Annotated in this window: 25 protein-coding genes and 1 pseudogene; 3 read left to right on the plus strand and 23 right to left on the minus strand. The window is 43.0% G+C overall.

The window, feature by feature from the left end; translation table 11 throughout:
• Nucleotides 1-19: 19 nt before the first annotated feature.
• The 9 genes from whiA to HMPREF1115_RS11605 form a co-directional block, all read right to left on the minus strand.
• A complete protein-coding gene (gene whiA / locus HMPREF1115_RS11560; RefSeq protein WP_000011289.1) occupies nt 20-931 on the minus strand; it encodes a DNA-binding protein WhiA in 912 nt (303 codons plus the stop codon).
• The gene (locus tag HMPREF1115_RS11565; RefSeq protein WP_001231056.1) at nt 928-1905 is read right to left on the minus strand and encodes a YvcK family protein; all 978 of its coding nucleotides are present in this window, start codon (nt 1903-1905) and stop codon (nt 928-930) included. The genes whiA and HMPREF1115_RS11565 overlap by 4 nt, the downstream gene beginning before the upstream one ends.
• Nucleotides 1902-2792, minus strand: a complete 891-nt coding sequence (rapZ, locus tag HMPREF1115_RS11570) for an RNase adapter RapZ (RefSeq protein WP_000163039.1) — start codon at nt 2790-2792, stop codon at nt 1902-1904. Before rapZ ends, HMPREF1115_RS11565 begins: the two co-directional genes overlap by 4 nt.
• 51 nt (nt 2793-2843) lie before the next feature.
• The gene (locus tag HMPREF1115_RS11575) at nt 2844-3224 is read right to left on the minus strand and encodes a RidA family protein (protein WP_001140417.1); all 381 of its coding nucleotides are present in this window, start codon (nt 3222-3224) and stop codon (nt 2844-2846) included.
• A gap of 9 nt (nt 3225-3233) precedes the next feature.
• Complete coding sequence (gene yihA / locus HMPREF1115_RS11580) at nt 3234-3821, minus strand: ribosome biogenesis GTP-binding protein YihA/YsxC (protein WP_000405203.1); 588 nt, start codon at nt 3819-3821, stop codon at nt 3234-3236.
• An 8-nt stretch (nt 3822-3829) separates the two neighbouring features.
• The gene (clpX, locus tag HMPREF1115_RS11585; RefSeq protein ID WP_002874765.1) at nt 3830-5062 is read right to left on the minus strand and encodes an ATP-dependent Clp protease ATP-binding subunit ClpX; all 1233 of its coding nucleotides are present in this window, start codon (nt 5060-5062) and stop codon (nt 3830-3832) included.
• Between the two features lie 201 nt (nt 5063-5263).
• Complete coding sequence (locus HMPREF1115_RS11595) at nt 5264-5770, minus strand: dihydrofolate reductase (protein ID WP_000162308.1); 507 nt, start codon at nt 5768-5770, stop codon at nt 5264-5266.
• A 118-nt stretch (nt 5771-5888) separates the two neighbouring features.
• Nucleotides 5889-6563 (minus strand): (d)CMP kinase, encoded by a 675-nt coding sequence (gene cmk / locus HMPREF1115_RS11600; protein WP_000849410.1) that lies wholly within the window; start codon nt 6561-6563, stop codon nt 5889-5891.
• Between the two features lie 9 nt (nt 6564-6572).
• Nucleotides 6573-7082: an SAG1386/EF1546 family surface-associated protein gene (locus HMPREF1115_RS11605; protein ID WP_000410192.1), complete on the minus strand. Its 510-nt coding sequence runs from the start codon at nt 7080-7082 to the stop codon at nt 6573-6575.
• Nucleotides 7083-7127: 45 nt separating this feature from the next.
• Here HMPREF1115_RS11605 and HMPREF1115_RS12035 point away from each other — a divergent pair, with 45 nt between their 5' ends.
• Entirely contained in the window at nt 7128-7331 is a 204-nt protein-coding gene (locus tag HMPREF1115_RS12035) for a ferredoxin (protein ID WP_002874767.1), read from the plus strand.
• 75 nt (nt 7332-7406) lie between these two features.
• On the opposite strand, the pseudogene HMPREF1115_RS11610 reads toward HMPREF1115_RS12035, so the two are convergent.
• The 6 genes and pseudogenes from HMPREF1115_RS11610 to HMPREF1115_RS11635 form a co-directional block, all read right to left on the minus strand.
• Nucleotides 7407-8391 (minus strand): annotated as a pseudogene (locus HMPREF1115_RS11610) (glycosyltransferase family 2 protein).
• Nucleotides 8375-9394 carry a UDP-glucose 4-epimerase GalE gene (gene galE, locus HMPREF1115_RS11615; protein ID WP_000659961.1) on the minus strand — a complete coding sequence of 340 codons (1020 nt, stop codon included), beginning with the start codon at nt 9392-9394 and terminating at the stop codon, nt 8375-8377. Before galE ends, HMPREF1115_RS11610 begins: the two are co-directional and overlap by 17 nt.
• Before the next feature lie 102 nt (nt 9395-9496).
• The gene (locus HMPREF1115_RS11620) at nt 9497-10600 is read right to left on the minus strand and encodes an NAD(P)/FAD-dependent oxidoreductase (RefSeq protein ID WP_000754623.1); all 1104 of its coding nucleotides are present in this window, start codon (nt 10598-10600) and stop codon (nt 9497-9499) included.
• Between the two features lie 16 nt (nt 10601-10616).
• Nucleotides 10617-11414 (minus strand): Nif3-like dinuclear metal center hexameric protein, encoded by a 798-nt coding sequence (locus tag HMPREF1115_RS11625; protein WP_000881176.1) that lies wholly within the window; start codon nt 11412-11414, stop codon nt 10617-10619.
• Nucleotides 11401-12078 carry a tRNA (adenine(22)-N(1))-methyltransferase gene (locus HMPREF1115_RS11630; RefSeq protein ID WP_000624052.1) on the minus strand — a complete coding sequence of 226 codons (678 nt, stop codon included), beginning with the start codon at nt 12076-12078 and terminating at the stop codon, nt 11401-11403. Before HMPREF1115_RS11630 ends, HMPREF1115_RS11625 begins: the two co-directional genes overlap by 14 nt.
• A gap of 101 nt (nt 12079-12179) precedes the next feature.
• Nucleotides 12180-14516, minus strand: a complete 2337-nt coding sequence (locus HMPREF1115_RS11635; RefSeq protein ID WP_025171031.1) for a cation-translocating P-type ATPase — start codon at nt 14514-14516, stop codon at nt 12180-12182.
• A gap of 132 nt (nt 14517-14648) precedes the next feature.
• Between HMPREF1115_RS11635 and HMPREF1115_RS11640 the strand changes: the two genes are divergently transcribed.
• Nucleotides 14649-15398: a lysophospholipid acyltransferase family protein gene (locus tag HMPREF1115_RS11640; protein WP_000500179.1), complete on the plus strand. Its 750-nt coding sequence runs from the start codon at nt 14649-14651 to the stop codon at nt 15396-15398.
• A gap of 42 nt (nt 15399-15440) precedes the next feature.
• On the opposite strand, the gene HMPREF1115_RS11645 is transcribed toward HMPREF1115_RS11640, so the two are convergent.
• The 8 genes from HMPREF1115_RS11645 to HMPREF1115_RS11680 form a co-directional block, all read right to left on the minus strand.
• Entirely contained in the window at nt 15441-16133 is a 693-nt protein-coding gene (locus HMPREF1115_RS11645; RefSeq protein ID WP_000175777.1) for an alpha/beta hydrolase-fold protein, read from the minus strand.
• Nucleotides 16114-17124 (minus strand): ABC transporter substrate-binding protein, encoded by a 1011-nt coding sequence (locus HMPREF1115_RS11650; protein ID WP_000753266.1) that lies wholly within the window; start codon nt 17122-17124, stop codon nt 16114-16116. The genes HMPREF1115_RS11645 and HMPREF1115_RS11650 overlap by 20 nt, the downstream gene beginning before the upstream one ends.
• A 19-nt stretch (nt 17125-17143) precedes the next feature.
• Nucleotides 17144-17899, minus strand: coding sequence for an ABC transporter ATP-binding protein (locus HMPREF1115_RS11655; RefSeq protein WP_000364127.1), 756 nt, complete (start codon nt 17897-17899; stop codon nt 17144-17146).
• Between the two features lies 1 nt (nt 17900).
• Entirely contained in the window at nt 17901-18947 is a 1047-nt protein-coding gene (locus tag HMPREF1115_RS11660) for a FecCD family ABC transporter permease (RefSeq protein ID WP_000949302.1), read from the minus strand.
• A 299-nt stretch (nt 18948-19246) separates the two neighbouring features.
• Nucleotides 19247-19858, minus strand: a complete 612-nt coding sequence (locus HMPREF1115_RS11665) for a CadD family cadmium resistance transporter (protein ID WP_000250864.1) — start codon at nt 19856-19858, stop codon at nt 19247-19249.
• Between the two features lie 649 nt (nt 19859-20507).
• Nucleotides 20508-20777: a 30S ribosomal protein S15 gene (rpsO, locus tag HMPREF1115_RS11670; protein WP_001018251.1), complete on the minus strand. Its 270-nt coding sequence runs from the start codon at nt 20775-20777 to the stop codon at nt 20508-20510.
• Nucleotides 20778-20921: 144 nt separating this feature from the next.
• A complete protein-coding gene (locus HMPREF1115_RS11675) occupies nt 20922-23627 on the minus strand; it encodes an FtsX-like permease family protein (protein ID WP_198429615.1) in 2706 nt (901 codons plus the stop codon).
• The gene (locus HMPREF1115_RS11680) at nt 23623-24324 is read right to left on the minus strand and encodes an ABC transporter ATP-binding protein (protein ID WP_000323380.1); all 702 of its coding nucleotides are present in this window, start codon (nt 24322-24324) and stop codon (nt 23623-23625) included. Before HMPREF1115_RS11680 ends, HMPREF1115_RS11675 begins: the two co-directional genes overlap by 5 nt.
• 140 nt (nt 24325-24464) lie before the next feature.
• Here HMPREF1115_RS11680 and HMPREF1115_RS11685 point away from each other — a divergent pair, with 140 nt between their 5' ends.
• A complete protein-coding gene (locus HMPREF1115_RS11685; RefSeq protein ID WP_000250304.1) occupies nt 24465-25037 on the plus strand; it encodes a TetR/AcrR family transcriptional regulator in 573 nt (190 codons plus the stop codon).
• Nucleotides 25038-25060: the final 23 nt, after the last annotated feature.

The raw sequence follows: 25060 nt of genomic DNA on the forward strand, positions 1-25060 counted from the left end.
AATCAACTGATTCGTGGTTTTATAATTCATCTGCAATCTTGTTTATTTTTCTTAGTCTGTGGTTGACACCACTTTTGGTTAGGGGATTGCTCAGGCTATCTGCCAACTGCTGGATAGAGTAGTCTGGATGCTGGATTCGCAACTGAGCCACCTCTTGCAAATCCACGGGTAAATTTTCCAAACCCATTCTATCTTTGATTTTACTGATATTATTAATGGTCTTCATACTAGCAGAAACTGTCCGAGCGATATTGGCTGTTTCAGCGTTATTGGCTCGATTGAGATCGTTACGGGTTTCACGCAAAATCTTGATGCGCTCAAAGTTATCACGCGCCTGCATGGCACCAATCACAATCAAGAAATCCATGATGTCCTCTGCACGTTGGAGATAGGTGACTGCACCTTTCTTTCGCTCAATAACCTTGGCATCCAGTAAAAATTGCTGGAGGAGAGAGGCCAGTCCTTGGGCGTGGTCCAGATAAACGGAACTGATCTCCAATTGGTACTTGCCAGACTCAGGATCACGGATACTACCATTTGCCAGAAAGGCCCCACATAAGTAGGCACGACCAGCCTCCTCATCTGCTAAAATATCAGGATCGATACCTGTCTCCAAACCAAAGAAGGAATCCGCAAGCCGCAAATCAGCTAAAAGCTCCTGCACTCTCTCATCGGTATAGACCGTGTAGACACGATTCTTACGAAGATTGCTTCTCTGATGGTGACGAATTTCTGACTTGATCTCATAAAAATGGAGAAAGGATTCATAAAGGTGCCGAGCCAACTTGGCATTTTCGGTCACGACGGACAAGGTCAAGCCTGAAGTCGAGAGACCGATACTGCCAGACATCTTGATGATGGCAGACAATTCATGACGACTGAGATGGTGTTGACCAAGAATTTCCTCTTTTACTGCAACTGTAAAACTCATTTTCTCACCTGTATAATGCGCATCAATTCGTCTACAATCAAATCGCCATCATGGAAGGCTCCTCCATTTTCCAAACGAAGGAAGTTGGATGAAATCACACGAGGAACCTGCTTGCAAAGACCAGCAAAATCATGCTCTACCTGAACCAAATACTCATCAAAACGGTTGGTATCCATGTATTCTCTAGGAACCTTCTCGATATTCACCAAGACCGTGTCGATAAAAGGCCGACCTAAGTGTCGATGGAGGACTTCCACGTGGTCGCTGTCTGAAAAGTGCTCTGTTTCCCCACGCTGGGTCATGATATTGCAGACATAGGCGATCTCTGCCTTGGTCTCCAAGAGTGCTTGTCCAATCTCTTCGATCACGATATTGGGTAAAATCGATGTAAAGAGGGAACCAGGCCCCAAGACGACCATGTCACTCTCGAGAATGGTATTGACTACTCGACGGCTGGCTTGGGGTGTTTCATCATCCAAGGTATTGGTCACATAGACATGGTCGATCATGCCTGGATAATCAGCAATATGGCTCTCACCCGCCACCTCTGAACCGTCTTTAAAGACCGCATGCAGTGTCAAAGGCTGATCGCTTGAGGGGTAGATTTTTCCTGTTGTGTGGAAAAAGAGACTTAGCAGCTGCATGGCATTATAAGTGGACCCTTGCATTTCAGAGAGTCCTGCTATGATAATATTCCCCAGTGGATGACCCGCAAAAGCTCCAGCGTCTTCTGAAAAGCGGTACTGAAAAACCTTCTCATAAAACTTAGGCATATCCGACATAGCCACCAGAACATTGCGAAGATCACCTGGTGGTGTCAGCTGTTGGATATTCTTTCTTAGTTCACCAGAAGATCCACCATCATCAGCTACCGTTACGATAGCAGCGATATCAACATCCTTTTCTCGCAAGCTTTTCAAAATGACGGGGATACCTGTTCCTCCACCAATCACCGTTATCTTTGGTTTTCTCATGAACGGTTTACCGTTTCCTTTCTTCTGTCTTTGTCACGATGGCTTTCATTGACAGGCCAATTTTTAGCAAGGTCCTCAGCGATTCGTTTGGCAAAGGCAACACTACGGTGCTGTCCACCTGTACATCCTACTGCGATGGTTAAAACAGACTTGCCTTCTTTTTTGTAACTTGGCAAAATGGGTTCAATCAAGGCGAGTAAGTGCTGATAGAAACTTTCAGACTCTTCATGATTCATCACATAATCATAAACTGCTTGATCCTCACCTGTCTGATTACGGAGCTCCGGAAGGTAGTATGGATTTGGCAAGAAACGGACATCAAAAACCAAGTCTGCATCGATCGGGATACCATACTTGAATCCAAAAGACATAACCTCGATACGGAAAGACTGGGCCTGTTCTTGGTCCGAAAATTGCTCAGCAATGGTTTTACGAAGTTCACGCGGGGTGAGTTCTGTCGTATCCACTACATTTTGACTCATATTTTTCAAAGGTGCCAAGAGTTCACGTTCCAGCTTGATGCCATCTAAAATTCGACCATCTGCTGCTAGAGGGTGACTTCTTCTAGTTTCCTTATAGCGTGCCACCAATTCCTTATCTGCTGCATCTAAAAAGAGGATTTTGAAGTCCAAATCGTCTTGGTTTTCCAATTCATCCAAAACTGCCTGAATCTCTGAAAAGAAGGAACGGCTCCGCATATCGACTACCAAGGCCAGTTTGTGGTCATCATCCTTGGTCTCTACCAACTGCAAAAATTTTGGTAAGAGGGCTGGTGGCATATTGTCAATGGTAAAATATCCCAAATCCTCGAAGGACTGAATGGCTACTGTTTTCCCTGCGCCACTCATCCCTGTCACAATCACCAGGTGAAGTTGTTTCTTTGTCATCTATCTCTCCTTATATCAAAAAAAGTTTGGCAGAGCCAAACTTCAACTAGCTTATCCAATCTCTGCGATCACTTCAATTTCGACTTTTACATCACGAGGAAGACGTGCAACCTCTACAGCTGAACGAGCTGGGAACTCCTCTTTAAAGGCAGTCTGGTAAACCTCGTTAAAAGGAACAAAGTCATTCATATCGCTCAAGAAGCAAGTTGTTTTAACAACATGGTCAAAGTCTGTTCCTGCTTCAGCCAAAATAGCAGCAATGTTTTTCAAAACTTGTTCTGTCTGTTCTTGGATCGTTTCTCCTACAATTTCTCCAGTTTCAGGAGATAGAGGAACTTGACCGCTAGCAAACAAAAGATTACCAACGATTTTCCCTTGAACATATGGTCCGATAGCCTTTGGAGCTTTGTCTGTATGAATTGTTTTTGCCATTTCTTTCCCTCACAATTTTTCTAATATTGCATCCCAAGCCTGATCCATCCCTGCCTTGCTGACAGATGAAAAGAGGATGAAGTCGTCACTTGGGTCAAAGTTTAATTTCTTTTTGATTGCTGATTCGTGCTTGTTCCACTTACCACGAGGAATCTTGTCCGCCTTGGTCGCAACGATGATAACCGGAATCTCATAATACTTGAGAAATTCGTACATCTGCACATCATCTGCTGACGGGTCGTGACGGAGGTCCACCAAACTGACTACGGCACGTAGATTTTCACGAGTCGTTAGGTACTCCTCAATCATGCGCCCCCACTTTTCACGTTCTTTTTTAGAAACACGGGCATAGCCATAACCTGGTACATCCACAAAGCGCATCTTGTCATCAATGTTGAAGAAGTTGAGCAACTGAGTTTTCCCAGGTTTCCCTGATGTACGGGCCAGATTTTTGCGGTTCAGCATGGTGTTGATAAAGCTAGACTTGCCAACATTTGAACGCCCTGCAAGGGCAATCTCTGGCAGTTCATCCTGCGGATAGTGGGACTTGTTTGCCGCACTGAGCAGGATTTCAGCATTGTGTGTATTGATTTCCATAGTCACCTCTAGGCTGTTTCTAGGATGGGTTTTTCCGTTCCATCGACAGCTTCTTTCGTGATGCGGACCAATTTCACATTTTCCTGACTTGGTACCTCAAACATAACATCTAGCATGGTTTCTTCGATGATGGAACGAAGACCACGCGCACCCGTTTTGCGTTCGATGGCCTTATTGGCGATTTCCTGAAGGGCTTCATCGTCAAATTCCAACTCAACATCATCATAAGAAAGCAAGGTTTGGTATTGTTTGACCAAGGCATTTCTTGGCTCTTTCAAGATGCGAACCAAGTCATCGACCGTCAATTGCTCAAGAGCAGCAAAGACAGGCAAGCGTCCAATCAACTCAGGAATAATCCCAAATTTTTGAATATCTTCTGCGATGATTTCTTGCATGTAAGAACTATTTTCGTCAATCGCCTTATTATTCTGTCCGAAACCAATGACTTTTTCACCCAGACGCTGTTTGACAATCTCTTCGATGCCATCGAAGGCACCACCCACGATGAAGAGGATATTTTTAGTGTCCACCTGAATCATCTCTTGTTGTGGATGTTTGCGTCCTCCTTGGGGTGGCACGCTAGCGACAGTTCCCTCGATAATCTTGAGAAGGGCTTGTTGCACACCTTCACCCGAAACGTCACGTGTGATAGACACATTCTCGCTCTTCTTGGCAATTTTGTCAATTTCATCTACGTAGATAATCCCACGTTCTGCACGTTCGATGTTAAAGTCAGCAGCCTGCAAGAGTTTGAGGAGGATATTTTCCACGTCCTCACCCACATACCCAGCCTCAGTCAGAGCTGTCGCATCTGCAATAGCGAAAGGCACATTCAAGCTCTTAGCCAAAGTCTGAGCAAGGAAGGTTTTCCCAGAACCAGTTGGGCCAATCATCAGGATGTTTGACTTCTGCAAATCCACATCTTCTGACTCTTCACGCGTATCGTGGAAATTGATGCGTTTATAGTGATTGTATACAGCCACTGCCAAGGCACGTTTGGCACGATCTTGACCGATGACATAGTGGTTCAAGATATTGAGGAGCTCGATTGGTTTTGGTACTTCAGACAAGTCTGCCAAAACTTCCTCGGCCAACTCCTCCCGAATGATTTCCTGGGCCAACTCCACACATTCATTACAGATAAAGGCGTTGTTCCCAGCGATTATTTTCTTTACTTCTTCTTGGCTTTTGCCACAAAATGAGCAATAAACCATCATATCATTTTTCCTATTTGTAGGCATGATTTCCTTCCATTCTAATTTATCATTCTATCTAAAATAAGGTCATATAAAAAGCGTGGACACTGTTCACCAGATTGGTAAAAGCATTCAACCAGAGTAAAGCAGACAGTCCATAGCGCTTCTTACGAAAAGCCTGTGCTCCAGTCAAAATACAGATTACACACAAAAAAGCTGTAAAAAATCCAAATACACTGCGCTCCATTAGACTTCCTTTCTATCTCGGTATTCGATGGTAAAATCATAGTCGTTTTTCTCATCACGGGTATAAGATTTACTTGCAACTGTTTCAAAACGAGACAAGTCAAACTCCTCAGGGAAATAGGTATCTCCCTCCACCTGAGCATGAATCTGTGTCACGATGATTTCATCTAAATACGGCTCAAAAGCCTGAAAAATCTGCTTTCCGCCAATGATATAGAGATTTTTTTCCTGACTCTGATACCACGCTAAAACAGACTCCACATCTTGAAATACGAGCGCCCCATCTATGACTTCTTCGCTATTGCGCGTTAAAATCAGGGTTTGCCGTTTTGGAAGCAGACGACGTCCCATGCCATCAAATGTCACTCGCCCCATCAGTATAGCATGATTTAAAGTTGTTTCCTTAAAATGTTGCAACTCTGCTGGCAAATGCCAAGGGAGACGATCTTCCTTCCCAATCACACCTTTTTCATCTTGGGCCCAAATGGCTATGATTTTCTTTGTCATGCTTCCGTCCTTTTTATTGATACTACTATTTTATCAAAATTCTCCCAAAAAGGCTGTTTTGAAACGCGCGCAAAAGAGAGAAAAGGAGCAGGCTTCATTTAGCCTGCTCCTCTCGTCCCTAGGACATATATTTTTTTGCTTCTGATTCGATTTTTTCGACCACTTCCTGGATACTCAGTCCAGTTGTGTCAAGGTAAACTGCATCCTCAGCCTGTTTGAGAGGCGAGGTCTCACGATGACTATCCTTGTAGTCACGCGCAGCAATCTCTTCTTTCAACGTTTCCAAGTCAGTCTCAATCCCTTTAGCAATATTTTCCTTGTAACGACGCTCTGCTCTTTCTTCAACAGAAGCCACTAGGAAAATCTTGAGTTCAGCTTGTGGTAAAACAACTGTCCCGATATCACGCCCATCCATGACGATACCACCTTGCTGAGCAATCTCTTGCTGGAGCGAAACCAGTTTCTTACGTACTTCTGGAATGGCAGCAATGCTTGAAACCTTGTTGGTTACTTCATTTTCACGAATCGGATGAGTAATCTCAACATCCCCTACAAAAACAAGTTGCTCACCTGTTTCTGAACGACCAAAACTAATGGGGTGTTGGTTAAGAAGCTCAAGAAGTTGGTCTACATTTCCTGCATCCAACTGATGCTTGAGCGCTATATAAGTCGCAGCACGGTACATAGCACCTGTATCCAGATAAGTGTAACCAAAATCTTTAGCGACAATCTTTGCGACCGTACTCTTACCACTCGAAGCTGGACCATCGATAGCAATTTGAATAGTCTTCATGACCGACTCCTATCTTGTCTTAATCACATCACCTGGGTTGGCAAACCAAGATCCAGATGACATGTGAGAAGGATTTAGGGCTTCTAGCTGGGCAATGGAAATCCCTGCACGTTGAGCAAGAGCTGCTTCTCCCTCTCCAGGCTGTACTGTAAGTGTTCCTTCACCCTCTGTAGTATGTTCTTCCGAACTGCTCTGTGAAGGTGTTGATTCAGAAGAAGCTGTTTCCTCTACCTTGCTACTTGAAGATGATGATTCTTCCACTTTAGAACTTGAACTTGTAGAAGGAGACGATGCATCATAGAAGTCCTTTAAAGATGATGTACGATTGCTTCCACCAGTTGATAGGTAAATCAATACAACTACCATCGCTACAACAATTACAAAGAAGAGGCTAGCTAGAACTGTCAAGACACGATTGGCAACTACGCCTTTCCCTTTTTGTTTCCGGTGTCGACGCTCTGATCTTGTTTCTTCCTCATTGTTTTCGTAAATATCTTCTTGCCACGGTTCTTTTTCCATACCTTACTCCTTGTTTTTTTTACATTTTCTTATTACAATATAAATATGAAAGTCACACTTATACCCGAACGGTGCATCGCCTGCGGGCTTTGCCAAACCTATTCTGAACTCTTTGATTACCATGATAATGGAATCGTTCGATTTTACGATGATCCAGTTGAATTGCAAAGAGAAATCGCTGAGACCAGCGATGTTCTGGAGGCCATCAAAAATTGTCCTACACGTGCACTTCTAAAAGATCCATCGTAGGAAGCAGGGAATAAATGTTATTGATTTTTTCTCATTTTTCCCACACTTACTAGTTTAGCATATTTCTAGGTAAAATTATAGTCTTTTTTGGTTATTTTTTTCCTTCAACAAGAGAAAGGTCACTTTTTTCTTTGACGAGATAGAGTGGTCTTTTTTTGGTTTCTAGGTAAATCTTACTGATATACTTACCGAGAATCCCAATTGTCAGGAGTTGAATCCCTCCAAGAAAGAGAATGACAGCCATCAAAGACGTCCAACCAGATGTCGGATTTCCCAAGATAAGAGTCCGAAACACTACAAAAACTGTCATCGCAAAAGAAAGAAAACAAGATAGAAGTCCCGCTACAAAGGCTATACTCAAGGGGAAATCTGAAAAGTTAAGGATTCCTTCAATCGAGTAGAAAAAGAGTTGTCTAAAACTCCAACTGGTCTTGCCAGCCTGTCGTTCAACGTTTGGATAATCAAGATAGTGCGTTTTAAAACCCACCCAGGCAAAGAGTCCCTTAGAAAAGCGATTGGATTCGGTCAGTGTTAAAATAGCATCTACCACAGACCGTCTCATCATGCGAAAATCACGGACACCTGAGGGTAGAGCCACTGGGCTAATTTTTTGCATGAGGCGGTAAAAGAGGTCGGCACAGAAACTGCGGAAAAAGGGTTCTCCCTCCCGACTAGTTCTCCGTGTCCCAACACAGTCCAAGTCTGCATTTTGGTCTAGTAAGGCTTTCATCTCAAGTAGCATACTAGGAGGATCCTGAAGGTCTGCATCCATCACGACCACCAAGTCTCCAGTTGCATGCTGCAAGCCTGCGTATAAGGCTGCCTCTTTCCCAAAATTTCGTGAGAATGAGACATAACGGACCGCAGGATTTTGCTCCCGATAGGCTTTCAAAAGCTCTAAGGTCCCATCACTTGAGCCATCGTCTACAAAGACATACTCGATTTCTGCTCCCAAGTCAGGAAGCAGAGTTTCCACAGACTGATAAAAAAGAGGAAGTACTTCCTCTTCGTTTAAACATGGGACAATGATTGAAATCATCATCTTAGTCTTCAAATCCATTTGGATGCTTGCTTTGCCAACGCCATGCGTCTTCACACATTTGGGTAATGTCGAGTTCTGCTTCCCATCCGAGCTCTGCTTTAGCTTTTGCTGGGTCTGAGTAGCAGGCAGCGATATCACCTGGGCGGCGTTCTACGATGCGGTAAGGAATAGGACGTCCCACTGCTTTTTCCATATTTTGGATAATTTCAAGAACGGAGTAACCTTTACCTGTTCCAAGATTATAAATGTTAAGACCTGAACCTTTTTGAAGTTTTTTCAAAGCTGCAACGTGACCTTTAGCTAGGTCTACGACATGAATATAGTCACGAACCCCGGTTCCATCTTCTGTATCGTAATCATCTCCAAAAACTTGTACTTGTTCTAGTTTACCGACTGCTACTTGTGAAACATAAGGCAAGAGATTGTTTGGAATACCGTTTGGATTTTCTCCTAGGTCTCCACTTTCATGCGCTCCGATTGGGTTGAAGTAACGAAGCAAGACCACATTCCATTCTGAGTCTGCCTTGTAGATATCCGTCAAAATTTCCTCTAGCATGAGCTTAGTACGACCGTATGGATTGGTCACTGAAAGTGGGAAATATTCTAAGATTGGAACTGTATGAGGGTCTCCGTAAACTGTCGCAGAAGAACTGAAGATGATGTTCTTACAGTTATTTTCTTCCATGGCTTTTAGAAGGCTGACAGTTCCAGCGATATTGTTGTCATAGTAGGCAAGAGGGATACGGGTTGATTCGCCAACAGCCTTCAAACCCGCAAAGTGAATCACACCAGTCGGTTCTTCCTGCTTAAAAATATCTCTGAGGGTATCTGTGTCACGGATATCTGCCTCATAGAAAGGGATCTCAACTCCTGTGATTCTTTCAACAACTTCTAAACTCTTACGATTGCTATTGACAAGATTATCCACTACAACCACTTGATGACCAGCTTGGATCAATTCAATAACCGTGTGGGTTCCGATAAATCCGGCACCACCAGTTACCAAAATCTTTTCTTTCATCTTTTTTCCTCGATTCTCGGATTATTTTTTCTTATTTTATCATTTTTGATAGGGAATGTCATTTGCCATCCTAGAGGGGAGGCTAAAATTTCAGTAAAATACTTATTCGCTTTTTACTCGTTTGACATAGTTTGCAATTGGATAGTTTACTGGGTCTAAGGTCAACTCCTTGTCTTGGACCAGCTGGGCTAGATGATAACCGATAATCGGACCAGTTGTGAGGCCTGATGAACCTAGTCCACTAGCCGCATAGACACCTGCCAATCCTCGTACCTGCCCAAAGAAAGGGGAGAAATCACTGGTGTAGGCACGAATTCCCACACGATCACCCGATGATTTCACTCCTGCCAAGGCTGGATAGTGAGGCAAGGCCGCCTCCTCCATTTGTTGGAGCAAGGTTTCATCCACCGTCAAATCAAATCCCATATCATTTTCATGGGTAGCGCCTAAGGACAATTTTCCACCTGCAAAAGGGATCAAATCCCACTCTCCTTCGGGCATGACAACAGGGTAAGATGCTAGGTCTTTGGAGAGCTGATAATCTCGGAGCTGCCCCTTTTGGGGACGAACATCTACTTCATATCCTAAAGGATCCAAAATGTCTCCCAACCAAGCTCCCGTTGACAAAATAACCTGGTCAAATACCTCTTCACCAATCTGGTAACCTGATGCTAATGGTGTCAGAGTCACTTTTTCTTTGACTAGCTTGACTTGACTAGCTTCCAGCAAACGATTCACTAATAGTTGACCATCTACTCTCGCTCCACCAGAAGCATAGAGTAGACGATCAAATCCCTGCAAACCAGGGAATAATTCATTAGCTGAGGCTTGATCCAGAATGGCTAACTGGCCTATTAAAGGAGATTCTTCCCTACGCTGGAGGGCTAGTTCATAGAGTTCTTCCAACTTGGATTCATTCTTTTTCAAGAGAAAGACTCCCGAACGCTGGTAAAAGTCGATTTCCTGACCAGACTTTTCTAAATCAGCCAACAAATCCACATAAAAGTCAGCCCCCAAGCGTGCCATCTTGTACCAGGCTTTATTTCGGCGTTTTGAAAACCAAGGACTGATAATTCCCGCTGCGGCCTTGGTAGCTTGCCCCTTTCCATGGTCAAAAACGGTCACCTCTAAATCTGCTTCTTTGGAGAGGTAGTAGGCAGCGGTTGCCCCCACAATCCCTGCTCCGATAATGGCAACTTTTTTCATTGTCTTCACCTTCTAACTAAATATGGTGGAAAGGATTGGTTGATGCTTGACTAGGCAAAATATCAATGCCCCAGCCCTTATCTGCCTTCCATTGAGTAAGGAGTGCAGCGGTTTTTTCCACAAAAAGCACTTCGATATAATGTCCTGGATCCAATGCCAGTAGGCCATCAGAAAGCATATCCTGAGCTGTATGATAGTAGATATCCCCAGTGATGTAGACATCTGCTCCCTTAGCTAAAGCATCCTTATAGAAAGACTGCCCGCTACCACCACAGATGGCTACTCTTGAAATAGGCTTCTGCAAATCACTCTCTTGATAATGCACCATGCGAAGACTATCAAGACCAAAGACTTGCTTGACATGACTGGCAAATTCTTCATATGTTTGAGGTTGAATGTCACCAATACGCCCAATCCCACGTTCTGGGCCTGTTTCTTGGAGATAAGTCGTCTCCTCAATACCTAGCATCTGGCAGAACCAGTCATTTAACCCATTATCAACGATGTCAATATTGGTATGGCTGACATAAACTGCAATGTCATGCTTGATCAGGTCGATGTAAATCTGATTTTGCGGACGGCTGGCTACCAAGTCCTTGATGGGACGAAAGATAGGCGCGTGCTTAACGATAATCAAATCCACACCCTTTTCAATGGCCTCTGCCACCGTCTCTTCTCGAATATCGAGGGCAACCATGACCCTTTGGATATCCTTGTCCAAAGTACCGATTTGCAGGCCACGACTGTCACCCTCCATTGAGAATTCCTGAGGGCAAAAGGCTTCATAAGCTCTAATTACTTCACTTGCTAGCATGGAGCACCTCCTTGATGGCTTGAATTTTATCTACAAGAACTTGACGTTCTTCTCGATTTTTCTCTGGGATTTGGTCAAGAGCAAACTCTAACTTAGCAGCTTCTTTTTGCCATTTTTGGACAAAGACTGGGCTGGTTTCTTTGGATAAGAAGGGACCAAAGCGGACATCACTTGCTGATAGCTTCATTTGTCCCGCTTCCACCACCAAAATCTCGTAGAATTTGCCTGCTTCTTCTAGGATGCTTTCTGCTACGATCAGAAAACCGTGGTCTTGCAACCAAATGCGCAAGTCGTCTTCTCGATTATTGGGCTGGAGGATTAAACGCTCTACATTAGCTAGCTTTTCCAAACCTTCTTGCAATATGGTAGCAATCAAACGGCCACCCATACCAGCAATGGTGATAACCGATACTTGGTCAGCCTCTTCAAAGGCTGCCAAGCCATTGGCTAAACGGACTTGGATTTTCTCCTTTAGACCATGAGCCTCAACATTCTTGAAAGCAGACTGGTAGGGGCCTTCCACCACCTCACCTGCAATGGCACTTTTGATTTGGCATCTCTCAACTAACTCGATTGGCAGATAAGCATGGTCACTCCCCACATCTAGTAAAATGGCACCATGTGGCACAAAGGACGCCACCAATTCTAATCTCTTTGAAATCATCTTCTCTCACTTTCCAAAACTCTATTACCTCTTATTATACCATATTTCAGCTAGCAATCTTGCACCTAAAAAGACCGCAATCCACAGATTGCAGCCTTTCTTTATTTTCTAGCTTGATAACGACTGGTTAGAATGAAAATCACCGTAAATACCAACATCATAACCCCATAAACAGGCAACGTTTGTCCAGTTAAGGTCGAAATTTCAAGCAACTTTTGGATCATTGGGAAAAGAGCTGTGGCTAGGAAGCCTCCTACTGACCAGACAATCAAGAGGACTCGCCAGAGGGTAAATGGCATGCAGGCTCTAAATACGGATAAGAAACCGATAGACCCAAGGAGATAATAGAGGAGTGTTGAGATTTCTAACTCAGACCAACCTTGACTTGCTCCAAATAGTTTCACAAAAAGAACGCTGAACACGACCATGAGGGCACTTGGTAGGGCACGAAGCATGGATCTTCTGAGGAAGTTTGGTTCAACAGGTTTGATATTCCGCTCAAAAGTCAGAACGAATGGTGGGAAACCTTCCACGAATTGGTCAATCATGGTAATCTGGATCGGAATGAAAGGGAAAATCAAGATCCACTCAGACCGTCCTAGTAAAACACTGGCAATACAGATGACTGCAAGCAAGAAGGAATAGATGGTCTTAATCAAGAAAATCGGTGCGATATGGGCGATGTTATTAACCACGCGACGACCTTCAAAGAGAATCTCAGGAACATCATTAAAGTCTGAGTTTAAGAGAACTAGATTGGCAATCTGACGAGTCGCCGGATCTCCCTCAGCCATCACGATAGAGCAGTCTGCTTCACGAAGGGCCAGGATATCATTGACACCGTCCCCTGTCATAGCCGTTGTATGCCCTGCTTTTTTCAGCGTTTGGATGATGAGTTTCTTTTGATGAGGGGAAACACGTCCGAAAATAGCTGTCTCCTCTGCCATGGCAATCAATTCCTCATCCGTGATTTTTGAGCAATCTACATAGCTGTGATAGTCCGCAAAACCAGCCTTTTGGGCAATGCTGGAAACCGTAACTGGATTGTCCCCAGAGATAATCTTGAGTCCCACTTCCTGGGAACGGAGATAGTCTAGCGTTTCAGCTGCTCCTTCTCGAATCGGGTCCAAGATTTCCAGCAAGGCTAGAGCCTGAATATCAGAAGGTTTCTGTGGTTTGTGGTGGTCTAGTTTTTCCTGACTAAGGGCCAAGACCAAGACACGTGACCCTCTCTCCAAGGCCTCTCTGGCTTCTGGTACTTCAGAGTCCAACAACATCTCAGGAGCACCTAAGAAAACCGTTCCTAGCCCTTCTAACTCCATTGCTCCCCACTTGCGGTCGCTAGAGAAGGGAAGATTCGAGATCATAGGATAGGCAACCTGTCCTTGGAAACGCTGTCGAATGGCTTGGGCGGTTGGATTTTTATCCTCACTATGAGCGATGTAGCTGGTTAGGATACTGGCAATAGCCTCGTCACCATAAGTTTCTGTCAGAGGAAGAACAGCCTCCACATGCATCTTTCCTTGGGTGATGGTCCCCGTCTTGTCCAGACAGAGCATATCCACGCGCGCCAAGGTCTCGACAGAGTACATCTCCTGCACCAAGACCTTTTTCAAGCCCAGCTTGATCACCGCAGTCAAGAGTGAAGTAATGGTCAAAAGGGCAATTCCCTTAGGCAACATCCCCAAAAGGGCTGTCGATGAATTTACAACGGATGACTTGAGGGGTAAGCCTTTTAACATCAAGGCTTCTAGCAGGAGAGCTAGACCAAAGGGAATGATAATCTTCCCAGTAAAACCAGCTAGCTTGTCTAGCGATTTCATGATACGGGAATTGATCGGTTTCACTGTCTTAGCTTCCAGCATGAGTTTGGAAGCATAGTTGTCTGCCCCGACATGGTGAACTTGAGCCAAAACTGCGCCACTGGCTAAGAAACTCCCAGACAAAAGTAGGGCGTCAACTTCCTTTTGCACCAAGTCACTCTCACCCGTCAACATGGCTTCATTGACTTCCGCAAAGCCTTCTAAAACCCGCGCATCACTAGGAATCTGCTCCCCAGCCGACAGACGAATGACATCTCCTAGAACCAATTCTTCTGGATTGATGGCAATTTCCTGACCATCACGAATGGTTTTGACCTTTTCCTTGGTCATGAGATTGAGCTTGTCCACCATGTGTTTGGCCCGTAGCTCGGTCACAATTCCAGAAAAAGCGTTAAAGCAAATAACAGCAAAGAAGACCAGATTGCTCCAAGCCTGCACAAAAGCTAGCGCCAAAGCAATGGCAAAGTTCAACGCGTTAAAAAGTGTAAAAACATTTCGTTTGATGATTTGCCAAGTACTGGTACTGGCCGACGCGGTAAAGTCATTGACCAAACCTTGAGCCTTTCTTTCCTTGACTTCTCTTTGGGTTAATCCCATTATCTTATTTTTATCCATAAATTCTATCATATCATTTTTTTTAAAAGAATTCTAATCCCATCTAAAACTGTTGGCTGATAACTGAAAAAGTTTGCCAGTAATCTTTTGATAAGGTATAATAATAAAAGCAATACAATCGAAGGAGATCTCATGTTTTATACTTATTTGCGTGGACTAGTCATGCTGATCTTGTGGTCCATCAATGGCAATGCCCACTATCACAATACTGATAAAATCCCTAGCCGAGACGAAAACTATATCCTCGTCGCACCTCACCGTACCTGGTGGGATCCTGTATATATGGCTTTTGCGACCAAGCCAAAACAGTTCATCTTTATGGCCAAAAAAGAGCTGTTTAACAACCGTATCTTTGGCTGGTGGATCCGTATGTGTGGCGCCTTTCCTATCGACCGGGAAAAACCTAACGCCTCTGCTATCAAATACCCTATCAATGTCCTCAAAAAAAGCGACCGTTCTCTCATCATGTTTCCAAGTGGAAGCCGTCACTCAAACGATGTCAAAGGCGGAGTTGCTCTGATTGCCAAGATGGCTAAGGTCCGTATCATGCCAGTTACCTATACTGGTCCCATGACCTTGAAAGGTTTGGTTAGCCGTGAACGTGTGGACATGAACTTTGGAAATCCTATCGATATCTCAGACATCAAGAAAATGAATGATGAAGGGATTGAAATGGTTGCAGACCGTATCCAAGCAGAATTCCAACGTTTAGACGAAGAAACCAAGCAATGGCACAATGATAAAAAACCAAATCCACTCTGGTGGTTTGTCCGCATCCCTGCCCTCTTCCTTGCTGTGATTGTTGGTATCCTAACGATTATCTTTACCTTCTTCGCAAGTTTTATCTGGAATCCAGATAAGAAGAGAGAGGCTCTTGGTTAAAAAATACAATTATCCCTTGGCTTTTGCCAAGGGATATTTCTTTTATTCGATTTTCCATTTTTGAGCCAACCAGTTGGAAAAGGCTAGGAATCGTTCAACCACTTGCTCATGATGCCCATAGGGATCAAAGACAAACTGACTAGTCGGATAGTGTTGTTGAAGACTGGTATGAATCTGCTCAGCATAGACTGGTGCTTGAGCCAATCGATTGGTATGATGGGCTCCTTCTGTTTGACCATTCTGTAAATACAGTAAACAATCTAAATTTTTCACCTTTTCATCCTTGCAATAAGTCGTAAAATCAGGATACCAAAAGGAACCGCAGATTGAGAAGACACAGGATACCTTGTCAAAGCTGAAAAGACTGTAAACTGCCGCCAAACCACCTAATGAATACCCTCCATAAGCAAGGCGATTTTTGTCTAGGCGATAAAGCGACTGCAACTTGTCTAAAAGACCTCCAAATAAATGACCATGATAGGCATTTGCCTGACCGCCAAAATCTTGAGCTCCATCTCTCAGAGCAGATGCCTTCCATGGAGTGTAGGCGTCTAGGCGATTTTTAGAGGTCAAGCCCACTAAAATCACAGATTCTGAAAGGGAGGATAGGAAATCCAAGTTTCCATCATTCAAGAGAATCGCTGGATAGGTTTGGTTGGGATCATAGGTCGAAGGAAGGCTGACCTTGACTTGGATCCCTTCCCAATCAAACTCATTATTTATTGATAAAGTCATTGATTTTCTCGAGGGAATCAATCACTGCTGGACCATAGTCCATCAACTCATCGTAAGAGATGGTCATGATTTTTTGATTCTTAATTGCAGGAACGTTTTCCAAAACTTCATTTGCCTTCATCAACTCTACTGCGTTGGCATCCAATTTTTTATTGCGGTCGCTGGTCACATAGATAATCAACTCAGGATCCATTGACACGAGATTTTCCAAGGTCAAGCCTGATGTTCCCGTTGCAACGTTGGTATAACCAAGTTGATTCAACAAGCTCTCTTGCAAAGCAGACTTGTAAGCACCGAAGGTTTCGTCATTATAAGCAACCATAATCAAAGCCTTTTTCTTTTCACCTTGGCTTGCTGGGTTTGCTTTCTTAACAGCGTCAATTTTAGCTTGTAATTGGGCCGCGTATTCATTAGCCTTGTCCTGAACATTAAAAATCATTCCAAGATTTTTAACATCTTCTACAATATTTCCCAAATCTTGCTGAATCGTTGAGAGAGAAGCTTTTTGCGTATAGACTGGGATTTTGTTTTCATTCCAAGTGCTGACTGTCCCCAAGGATTTTTCAGAAAACATCATGTTTCGACCCATCACAGCGTCTGGCTCATAAGAAAGGACTGTTTCTTGTGATACTGTTTTTTTGTCCCCAATTTGAGGAATCGTCGCAATCGCATCTTTGTATTTACCTGTTACAGCATTATCAGGGTTAAGCATGCCAGCAATTTTATCCTTCAACCCTAACTCCAATAAGATTTCAGTGGTTGAAAGATTGTTGGTGATAACTTTTTCAGGTGCCTTATCAAAGACTTGTTCGACTTCATTTCCCTTAGCATCATAGGTCTTGACCGTTAACGGATAAGTCGTCTCTGTGCTCACCTTTTGACTTGTTTCTGTGCTAGACTGTGTGGTAGTTTTTTCTGTAGTAGTATTGCCACAAGCTGCCATAGTTAGGGTAGCTACTGTTACTAGTAAAATGCTTAGTGTTTTTTTCATCTTGTTTTCCTTTTCATTCTTATAAATAGTGAATCATAGCTTGCTGATCCTCGGTCCAAGTAACCTGACTTTGAACTCCGTATACAGTTTGCAATGACTCAGGGGTGATGGTTTCCTTTGGAGTCCCTTGGTAAAGGATTTCTCCCTCTTTCATCAGATAGAGATAATCCGAATAGCGACAAGCAAGTTGAATATCATGTAGGACAGCTAAAACATTGACCTTGAGATTCTTCACAATGGCCAACAAGTCTAGCTGATACTTGATATCCAGGTGATTGGTTGGTTCGTCCAGGAGCAAGAGAGTCGGTTCTTGCGCTAAGGCGCGTGCTAACAAGACTCGTTGTTTCTCCCCCCCTGACAGAGACGAATAGAGACGAGTTTTCTTCTCGAGCATATCCACCTTGACAAGAGCATCTTGAACGAGGGCATAATCCCTTTCCTTTTCCTTCTGTAGAAAAGAGAGGTGGGGAGTTCTTCCTAGCAAGACGATTTCCTCAACTGTACAATCAAACTGCAATTGATTAAACTGGGTTACAACTGCCATCTGCTTAGCCGTTTCTTTAAGTGACCAATGCTCCAGAGGCTTTCCATCTAAGCTTATCAAGCCTTTGTTTGCCTTTTCCTGACGATAAAGGAGTTTAAGCAGGCTGGTTTTCCCGCTTCCATTTGGTCCTAGTATCGTATGAAATCGGTGCCCTTCAACCTTAAGAGAAACTCCTTTGAGGATTTTTTTCTCTCCTAGTCCAAAGTGAACATCCTGACAAATCAAGTCCATATCAGACCCTCACCTCCCTTCGCCTACCTCCAACAATGTAGATAAAGAAGGGAGCACCCACTAAAGCTGTGAAAATACCAATAGGTAGCTCTGCGTTTGGAATGATGATACGAGAGAGTACATCTGCCCATATGACAAAGAGGGCACCCAGTAAGGTCGCAACGGGAAAAAGTCTCCTGTAATTCGTTCCTACTAACCCTCGAGCTAAATGTGGCGTAATCAGACCGACAAATCCAATAATCCCACAGGTTGCCACTAATACTGCTGTCAACACAGCCACCATGGTCACATAAAGATACCAATAGAAGCGTAAGGGAATCCCCAAAGTTAAAGCAGCCTCATCTCCCATCATCATCGCATTAAAAACACGATACTGAGTAGAGAAAAATAGAAAGGCTATTCCTACCACCATAGTTGGCAGGACTAAGTCAGACCAGCTAGTCCCGGCAAGCGAGCCCATAGTCCAAAACTTAATGGTCATCACACTGTCCGCATTAGCGCCGACTGAGATAATAAAGTTGGAAAATGCCAGAAAGAGAGCATTGACCACCGTTCCTGATAAGATCAGACTAGAAGTCGTCATCCTTCCCTGCATAGAGGCAATGATGAGGACAGCGATTGTTGCCAAAATAGCTCCAAGGAAAGCTCCAAGGCTAATCACCAATTTTAAACCAAGAATGATGCTCAAAGTTGCCCCTAGAGTTGCACCCGCAGAAATTCCTAAGACATAAGGCTCTGCGATGGGGTTGTTCACTGTGGACTGCATCACGCTACCACACATAGAAAGACCAGCCCCTACTATCAGACCTAACAATACTCGGGGGAATCTCATGTTCCATACAATGGCAAGAGTAGACTTGGAAACCTCTCCTATCTCAAGAGGAAATCCCAATCTACTCAAAATGATCCGATAGGTATCGCCTAGATCAATCGCAACGGATCCCATAGAAACAGCTAGAAAGAGGGAAATTCCTAAAACACTTAGCAAAATAACCAAAAACAACACAAATTGCAAATCTTGTCGGCTTCCAGAAAATTTGGAAAGCATGAAAACCTCCTTAGACAAAATTAAAAATTTAGAAAATTCTCATAAAAAGTATACCATATTTCTATTAGATGAACAAGGATGGAGACATATATAGACAAGCCGAAGATTGTACAAAAATGTTCGTGAAACAAAAAATCTCCCCAAAGGGAGATGATCTAGTTTATTTTACCTTACAGTGCTAATAATCGTAACCGAAGATTATACTTGGGTATATCGAGGTAAAGTGACAACATAAAAAGCCCTCTAAAATTAGAGAGCTGATTTGAGCCCGGGCTAAAATCCTAGTGAAACAAAAAAATCTACACGATCAGAAAAGTCTCTATCGTGCCATTTTCATACATGATGTATAGTCCAAGTAGAATGAATACTATGGGCACAATGATTCGCTCGTATTTTTCAATTGTCTCGAATATTAACGGAATAGAGGATAACATCCGACTAATCTCGCAAAAGATAATTATGCCGATTACAAACACAAGCAACGCCACGAGGGTCTGTGACCAATCTAACGAAGCAAAATAAGGTATATAGATACCTAAATTATCTCCGCCAGACGCAATTGTCAGCAATGTAACTGTCCAAAACAGTTGATTTGCCTTGCTTTGTTCTAATCTTTCAATAATTTCTTCCTCTTCTTCCTCACCTTCTCCAACAATTGCAAAGCGAATCCCTAAATAGATAGGGATTAAACCAAGCAATCCAACCATCCATTCTTCAGGCACGAAATTAACGACATAAGCAGCAACTAAACTCGCCCCTACAAGTAAGCCTGTTCCTAGATATTGCCCCGCATAAATATGCCATTTCTGTTTATTCTGTGATAGCTGTGCAAATAAAATAATTAAAATAATTAAATAATCGATACTGGTGGAAATATAAACACCAATAGCAGATATGATTGTCTGTACCATAAAAAAACTCCTGTATTAGTCAGTAATAAATCAGCAGATTTTAGGGAAGCACAGACACATTAATTTAGCTATCGCTAGTGGGTAATGTCGAACGTAGGAAAGCATTTTACTCCTCCTCAAAATGTAGTTACAAAGTAATTTCTAACTGAAATTCGGTGACTACTTCCATGTAAAGTATAACATACTATACTTTACTTCGTAAAGTGTGGGCTCTCCGAGGGGGCTTGCAGACAGTTACTCGGCTTGAAAAGCCGAGTAACTGCGCACCTTCATGGTGTCATTAGCTGATACCATTTGAGGTTTTTGTAGTCTCCAAAATTATGACCGATAAAACGAAATGATTAAGACATACCCTGACGGCTTGGTTTTTGTAGTCTCCAAAATTGTGACCGATAAAACCTCAATAAAAAAGCTCTCTGAAGTCAGAGAGCTGATTTGATCTCGGGCTAAAATCCTAGTGAAAAAGATGAAACTCCTTGTGTTCATCGAACACTGTTTCCTTTCCCTATTTTCATACGGATTTTTGGAGCCCTTAGCATCATAATTCTTGCTGGATAAAACGTTTATAGACTAGGCGACGAGGCGAAGATTGTACTAATGGTACATCGAGCTGAAGCCAACGAAGTATAGAAACGTTTTAGACGCAAGATTAGCGACGAAGTCCAAGAGAGTTGATTAACTCACGGTAACGGTTAACGTCGTTTTTACGCAAGTATGCAAGCAAGTTACGACGGCGACCGATTTTCTTCATCAATCCACGGTAAGTAGCGTGGTCTTTTTTGTGTTGTTTGATGTGTTCGTTAAGGTGGTTGATTTCCCAAGTAAGGACAGCAACTTGAACCTCTACTGAACCTGTATCACCTTCGTGACGTGCATATTGTGCGATGATTTCATTTTTTTTCTCTTTTGAGATTGCCATGATGTTTCTCCTTTTTATTTGGCTTCATCCGAGTGACAGGTTGGCATGCCTGTAACCAAGAAGAAGTTATTTGTCTTTACGACAATTCTTATTCTACCAAGAAGCAGAGACTTTGTCAACTGATTTACTGTTTAAAACCTTGAATTACTCTACTGATTTCAGGGCTTCAAGCATATCCACCTTTCTCAAGTGGTGATTGACAAAGATGCCCAGTAAGGCTAAGATTACAGTCACTGCGACGATTGGAAGAGCATAGACTTCCCAGCTGACTCGTGGATAAAAAAGTATGGTGGCAGGTGAAATCATTTGTATCAAAAATTGATGTAAATAGTAGCCTGCTACCAAACCGAGAACAATCCCCACAAGGGATAGCACTATGGTCTCGCGGTAGATATAGAGGGTCACTTCTTTATTGTGGAAACCGAGAACCTTGATAGTGGAAAGTTCGCGGATACGTTCTTCCACATTGATATTGGTGAGATTGTAAAGAATGACAATGGCTAGTAAGACGGAAACAAGGACAAGGATTGCCATGGTTTTATTGAGAGAATTGGCTACAGATTCAAAGAGGTGGATAGCCGTTGCATTTTGGACCACCCCAGAAACAGCAGCTTTTTTCATAAAGACAGCAGCTTCTTTCTCCGTATTGGATGGTGTCGGCTCTTTTAATTTCACTAGGTAGGTATTGTCTTTCGGACTGGTGCCGTAGACTTGTTCATACGTCGCTCGGTTGAGATAAACAAAGTGTCCAACGTAGTTTTCAGAAATCGCCGAGACCTTGATTTCTTTCCCATCAAGCTCTAGCTTATCTCCAACATTAACATCTGCTAGTTGAGCTAGTTTTTGACTCACGACAGCTCCATCAGTGAACTCCACCTCTTGCCCATTTTCCTGTAATGCGATAAAAGGCTTGAAGTCTTCTCTTCTTGTGACCATTATGGTGATAGTCTGAAGTCCTGCTTTTCCTTTGAAATCTTTTTCAATGGTTTTAGAGTAAATCTTTTGATAAGCATGGATCGATTCAGCTTGCAAGGCACTTTCTAAATCTGCTTTTTCTTGCTCACTGGCACTGCTCTTTTCTGCTACAATCATCTGGTATTGCTGGATTTGTTCAAATTGGCGCTCGGAAACTCCTCCTACAGAAGACTGAATGCCAAGACCGGCAAATAAGAGAGCCATCGAACCTGCAACTCCAAAAATGGTCATCAACATCCGTTGCTTATAACGGAAAATATTTCGCGCTGTAATCTTATGAGTGAAGCTCAAACGACTCCATATAAAGCTCAACCGTTCCATCAAAATCTTTGATCCTTTAACGGGAGGTTTGGGAAGCAAAAGTTGGGCTGCTTCATCGTGTAATTCCCTCCGCGCCACCAGATAAGCTGGCAAGACACTAGATACCCAACTCAAGGCTAGGGCAAGGAGGCTATAAGACCAGTAAAAATACTCCTGGCTTTTCCCAACGACCATCCCAGCTGTTATAACATCCGAAATCACGCCTGCAAGAAGATAATGTCCAAGAAGCGTTCCTAAAATGGTTCCCACAGTTCCAGCAAGAAAACCATAGAGGACAAACTTGGCAACTATATCTTGATTCCGGTAACCTAGAGCCTTGAATATACCAGCATTGGTACGCTCTTCATCCACAAAGCGAGTCATCGTTGTAAAGGTCACCATTGCAGCGACCATATATAGCACCACGGGGAAAATATTTCCGATAGAACGAATACTTGTTGATAAATTGCTGTACATGCGGTAGCCTTGACCACCTGGCATGGTTTGGCGATTGTATACGTGGTATTTCGGCTCTGCCAGTTCATCAAGCTCTTTCTGACGCTGTTCAAGCTTCTCTTTTTCCTTAGTTAGATCACTCTCTGTCTGAGCCAGTTTTTCTTTTTTAGTCGCCAGTTCTTCCTTAGCTTTTGTCAGATGTCCCTCGATTTGACTCTTTTGCGGTTCTGGTAAAGCGGTCGCTTGTTCTTCTTGCGTTTTCAAGCGACTTTCGGCCTGCTCTAACTGACTCTTGCCATTTTCAAGGTTGCTTTCAGCAGTTTGGAGCTGTTCTTTGCCCTCTTCCAAGCTCTTTTGCCCATTTGATTTGATACTTGCCAATCTTTTTTGACCATTATCAGCAAGTAAGTCTTGCAACTCTTCCTGATGTTGGGCTCGTTTGGTCTTATAGTCTGATGAAAAAGTATCCAGATTTTTTAAATCGTCATAGCGCACACGCGCAATACTATAAACATCTGAGTCAAACTGACTGGGTAAAATTACTCCATAGCCAGTCAGGTTGCCATTTCCACTACTAGCACTTCCTAAATCTTCTTTAGAAAGAATCTCACCCGACTCAACAAATCCAGTAATTGTAAAAGTTTGGGATTTTACGATGGACTTTTCTTCTTTCTTAGTAAAGGTAATGGTCTGCCCAATCTGATAGCGGTCTTTCCAGAAGTCGGCTAGGGCAATTTCCTCATTTGTCTCTGGCAGTCGCCCTTCTGTCACTTGAAAGGTTGAAATGCTCTCTGGTTTGGAATAAAGTCGAACTGCTTCCTCACCATTTTCAACGGTTAGGTCTGCCATATAGCCAAACTCAACACTTGCTCCTTGAAGGGTCTTTAGTTCGTCTTGGTCTTCTTTGTCCAACCCATAATCAGCTATTACGGCCAGATCCAGGGTATTGGCTTTACGGAGATAATCCCCTGCCGTGCGTTCCATGTTTGGACTGGCTACTTTAAGACCTACTAGGGCTAAAGAACCCAGCATCATCAAGGTCAAGATAGAAACAAAGCGTCCCTTTGAAGTCGTCACTGACTGAAATAGGTCTTTTCGATATGTTTTTTTCATGCTAATACTCCAATGTATCGATATCCTGCGGATGCTCATTGATCGTCATGCTCTTAACTGTAGCATCGCGCATATGAATCACGCGATCTGCAATAGGAGCTAGCGCACCATTGTGGGTCACGATAATCACCGTCGCTCCTTTTCGACGAGACATGTCTTGGAGAATCTTCAAGACTTGCTTCCCCGTCTGGTAATCCAAGGCACCAGTCGGTTCATCACAGAGGAGAATTTTAGGATTTTTGGCTACAGCGCGTGCAATGGAGACTCGCTGTTGCTCCCCTCCAGAAAGCTGGGCTGGAAAATTATTGAGGCGATGAGCCAAACCTACATCTGTCAAGACCTGCTCAGGTTCTAAGGCATCTGTCACGATTTCTGAAGCCAGTTCCACATTTTCCTTGGCTGTCAGATTGGAAACTAGATTATAAAACTGAAAAACAAAACCTACATCTTCACGACGATAGTTTGTTCGCTGGTGCGAACTATAGTTGGCAATATTGGCACCATCGATCCAAATCTCCCCCTCATCATTGGTATCCATACCTCCTAGGAGATTGAGAACGGTTGATTTTCCAGAACCTGAAGCACCAAGGATAATAACCAGCTCCCCCTTTTCAATTTCAAAATTCACATCATGATTAGCCACAATCTCCGTATCCCCAACCTGATAACGCTTGTAGCTGTGTTTCATTTCAATATAAGCCATATCGTTTATCTCCTTTTCAAAGCTCGTTTCCTTAAATCAACAAGGTGTTGATTCTAAATCACAAATATTATATAATGGGCTAAGTCAAAAAGCAATAATCAAAAATCAACAAAGTGTTGATTTAATAAAAAGGAAGAAAAATGGTTCAGAAACGAAAAACTACTACTAAGGAAGGCATCAAAGAAGCTTTGATTCAGTTGCTATCAGAGGAGAAATTTGAAAATATATCAATTAGTAAGCTCTGCAAACGGGCAGGAATTAATAGGGGAACTTTCTATCTACACTATGAAGATAAATATCAAATGATTGACAGTTTTAAAAGTGAAATCATTTCCCAGCTCTACATTTTTTTAGAAAAAGAAAGAGAATCGCCTAGAAAGTTTATGTTAGCAAATTTCTATATATTACGTTCGAACGAACGCCTTATCAACGCCTTGTCCCAAAGTCATTACATAGACTTTCGTGGTGCAATTCGTGAATTTCTAAGTAGCATTATTCTAACTGAAAATCAAAAAGAAAGGACTCGTCATTTCTTATCAGAAAACTTCCAAATTCCTCACAAATACGCTTTGGAAATCTTCTTATCAAGTATTGAAGGGATTATTTCTCTTTGGATTGCTGGGGGAGCTCAAGAAGAACCAGAAGAAATCACGGATATGATTTTATCAACCTATAACTACGAACACTGGAACTACGAATTAAAAGAAACTTAATTCATCCAACCTGCTACAGCATA

This window comes from Streptococcus oralis SK610 (assembly GCF_000257455.1).
In the GTDB taxonomy this organism is placed as follows: domain Bacteria; phylum Bacillota; class Bacilli; order Lactobacillales; family Streptococcaceae; genus Streptococcus; species Streptococcus oralis_CB.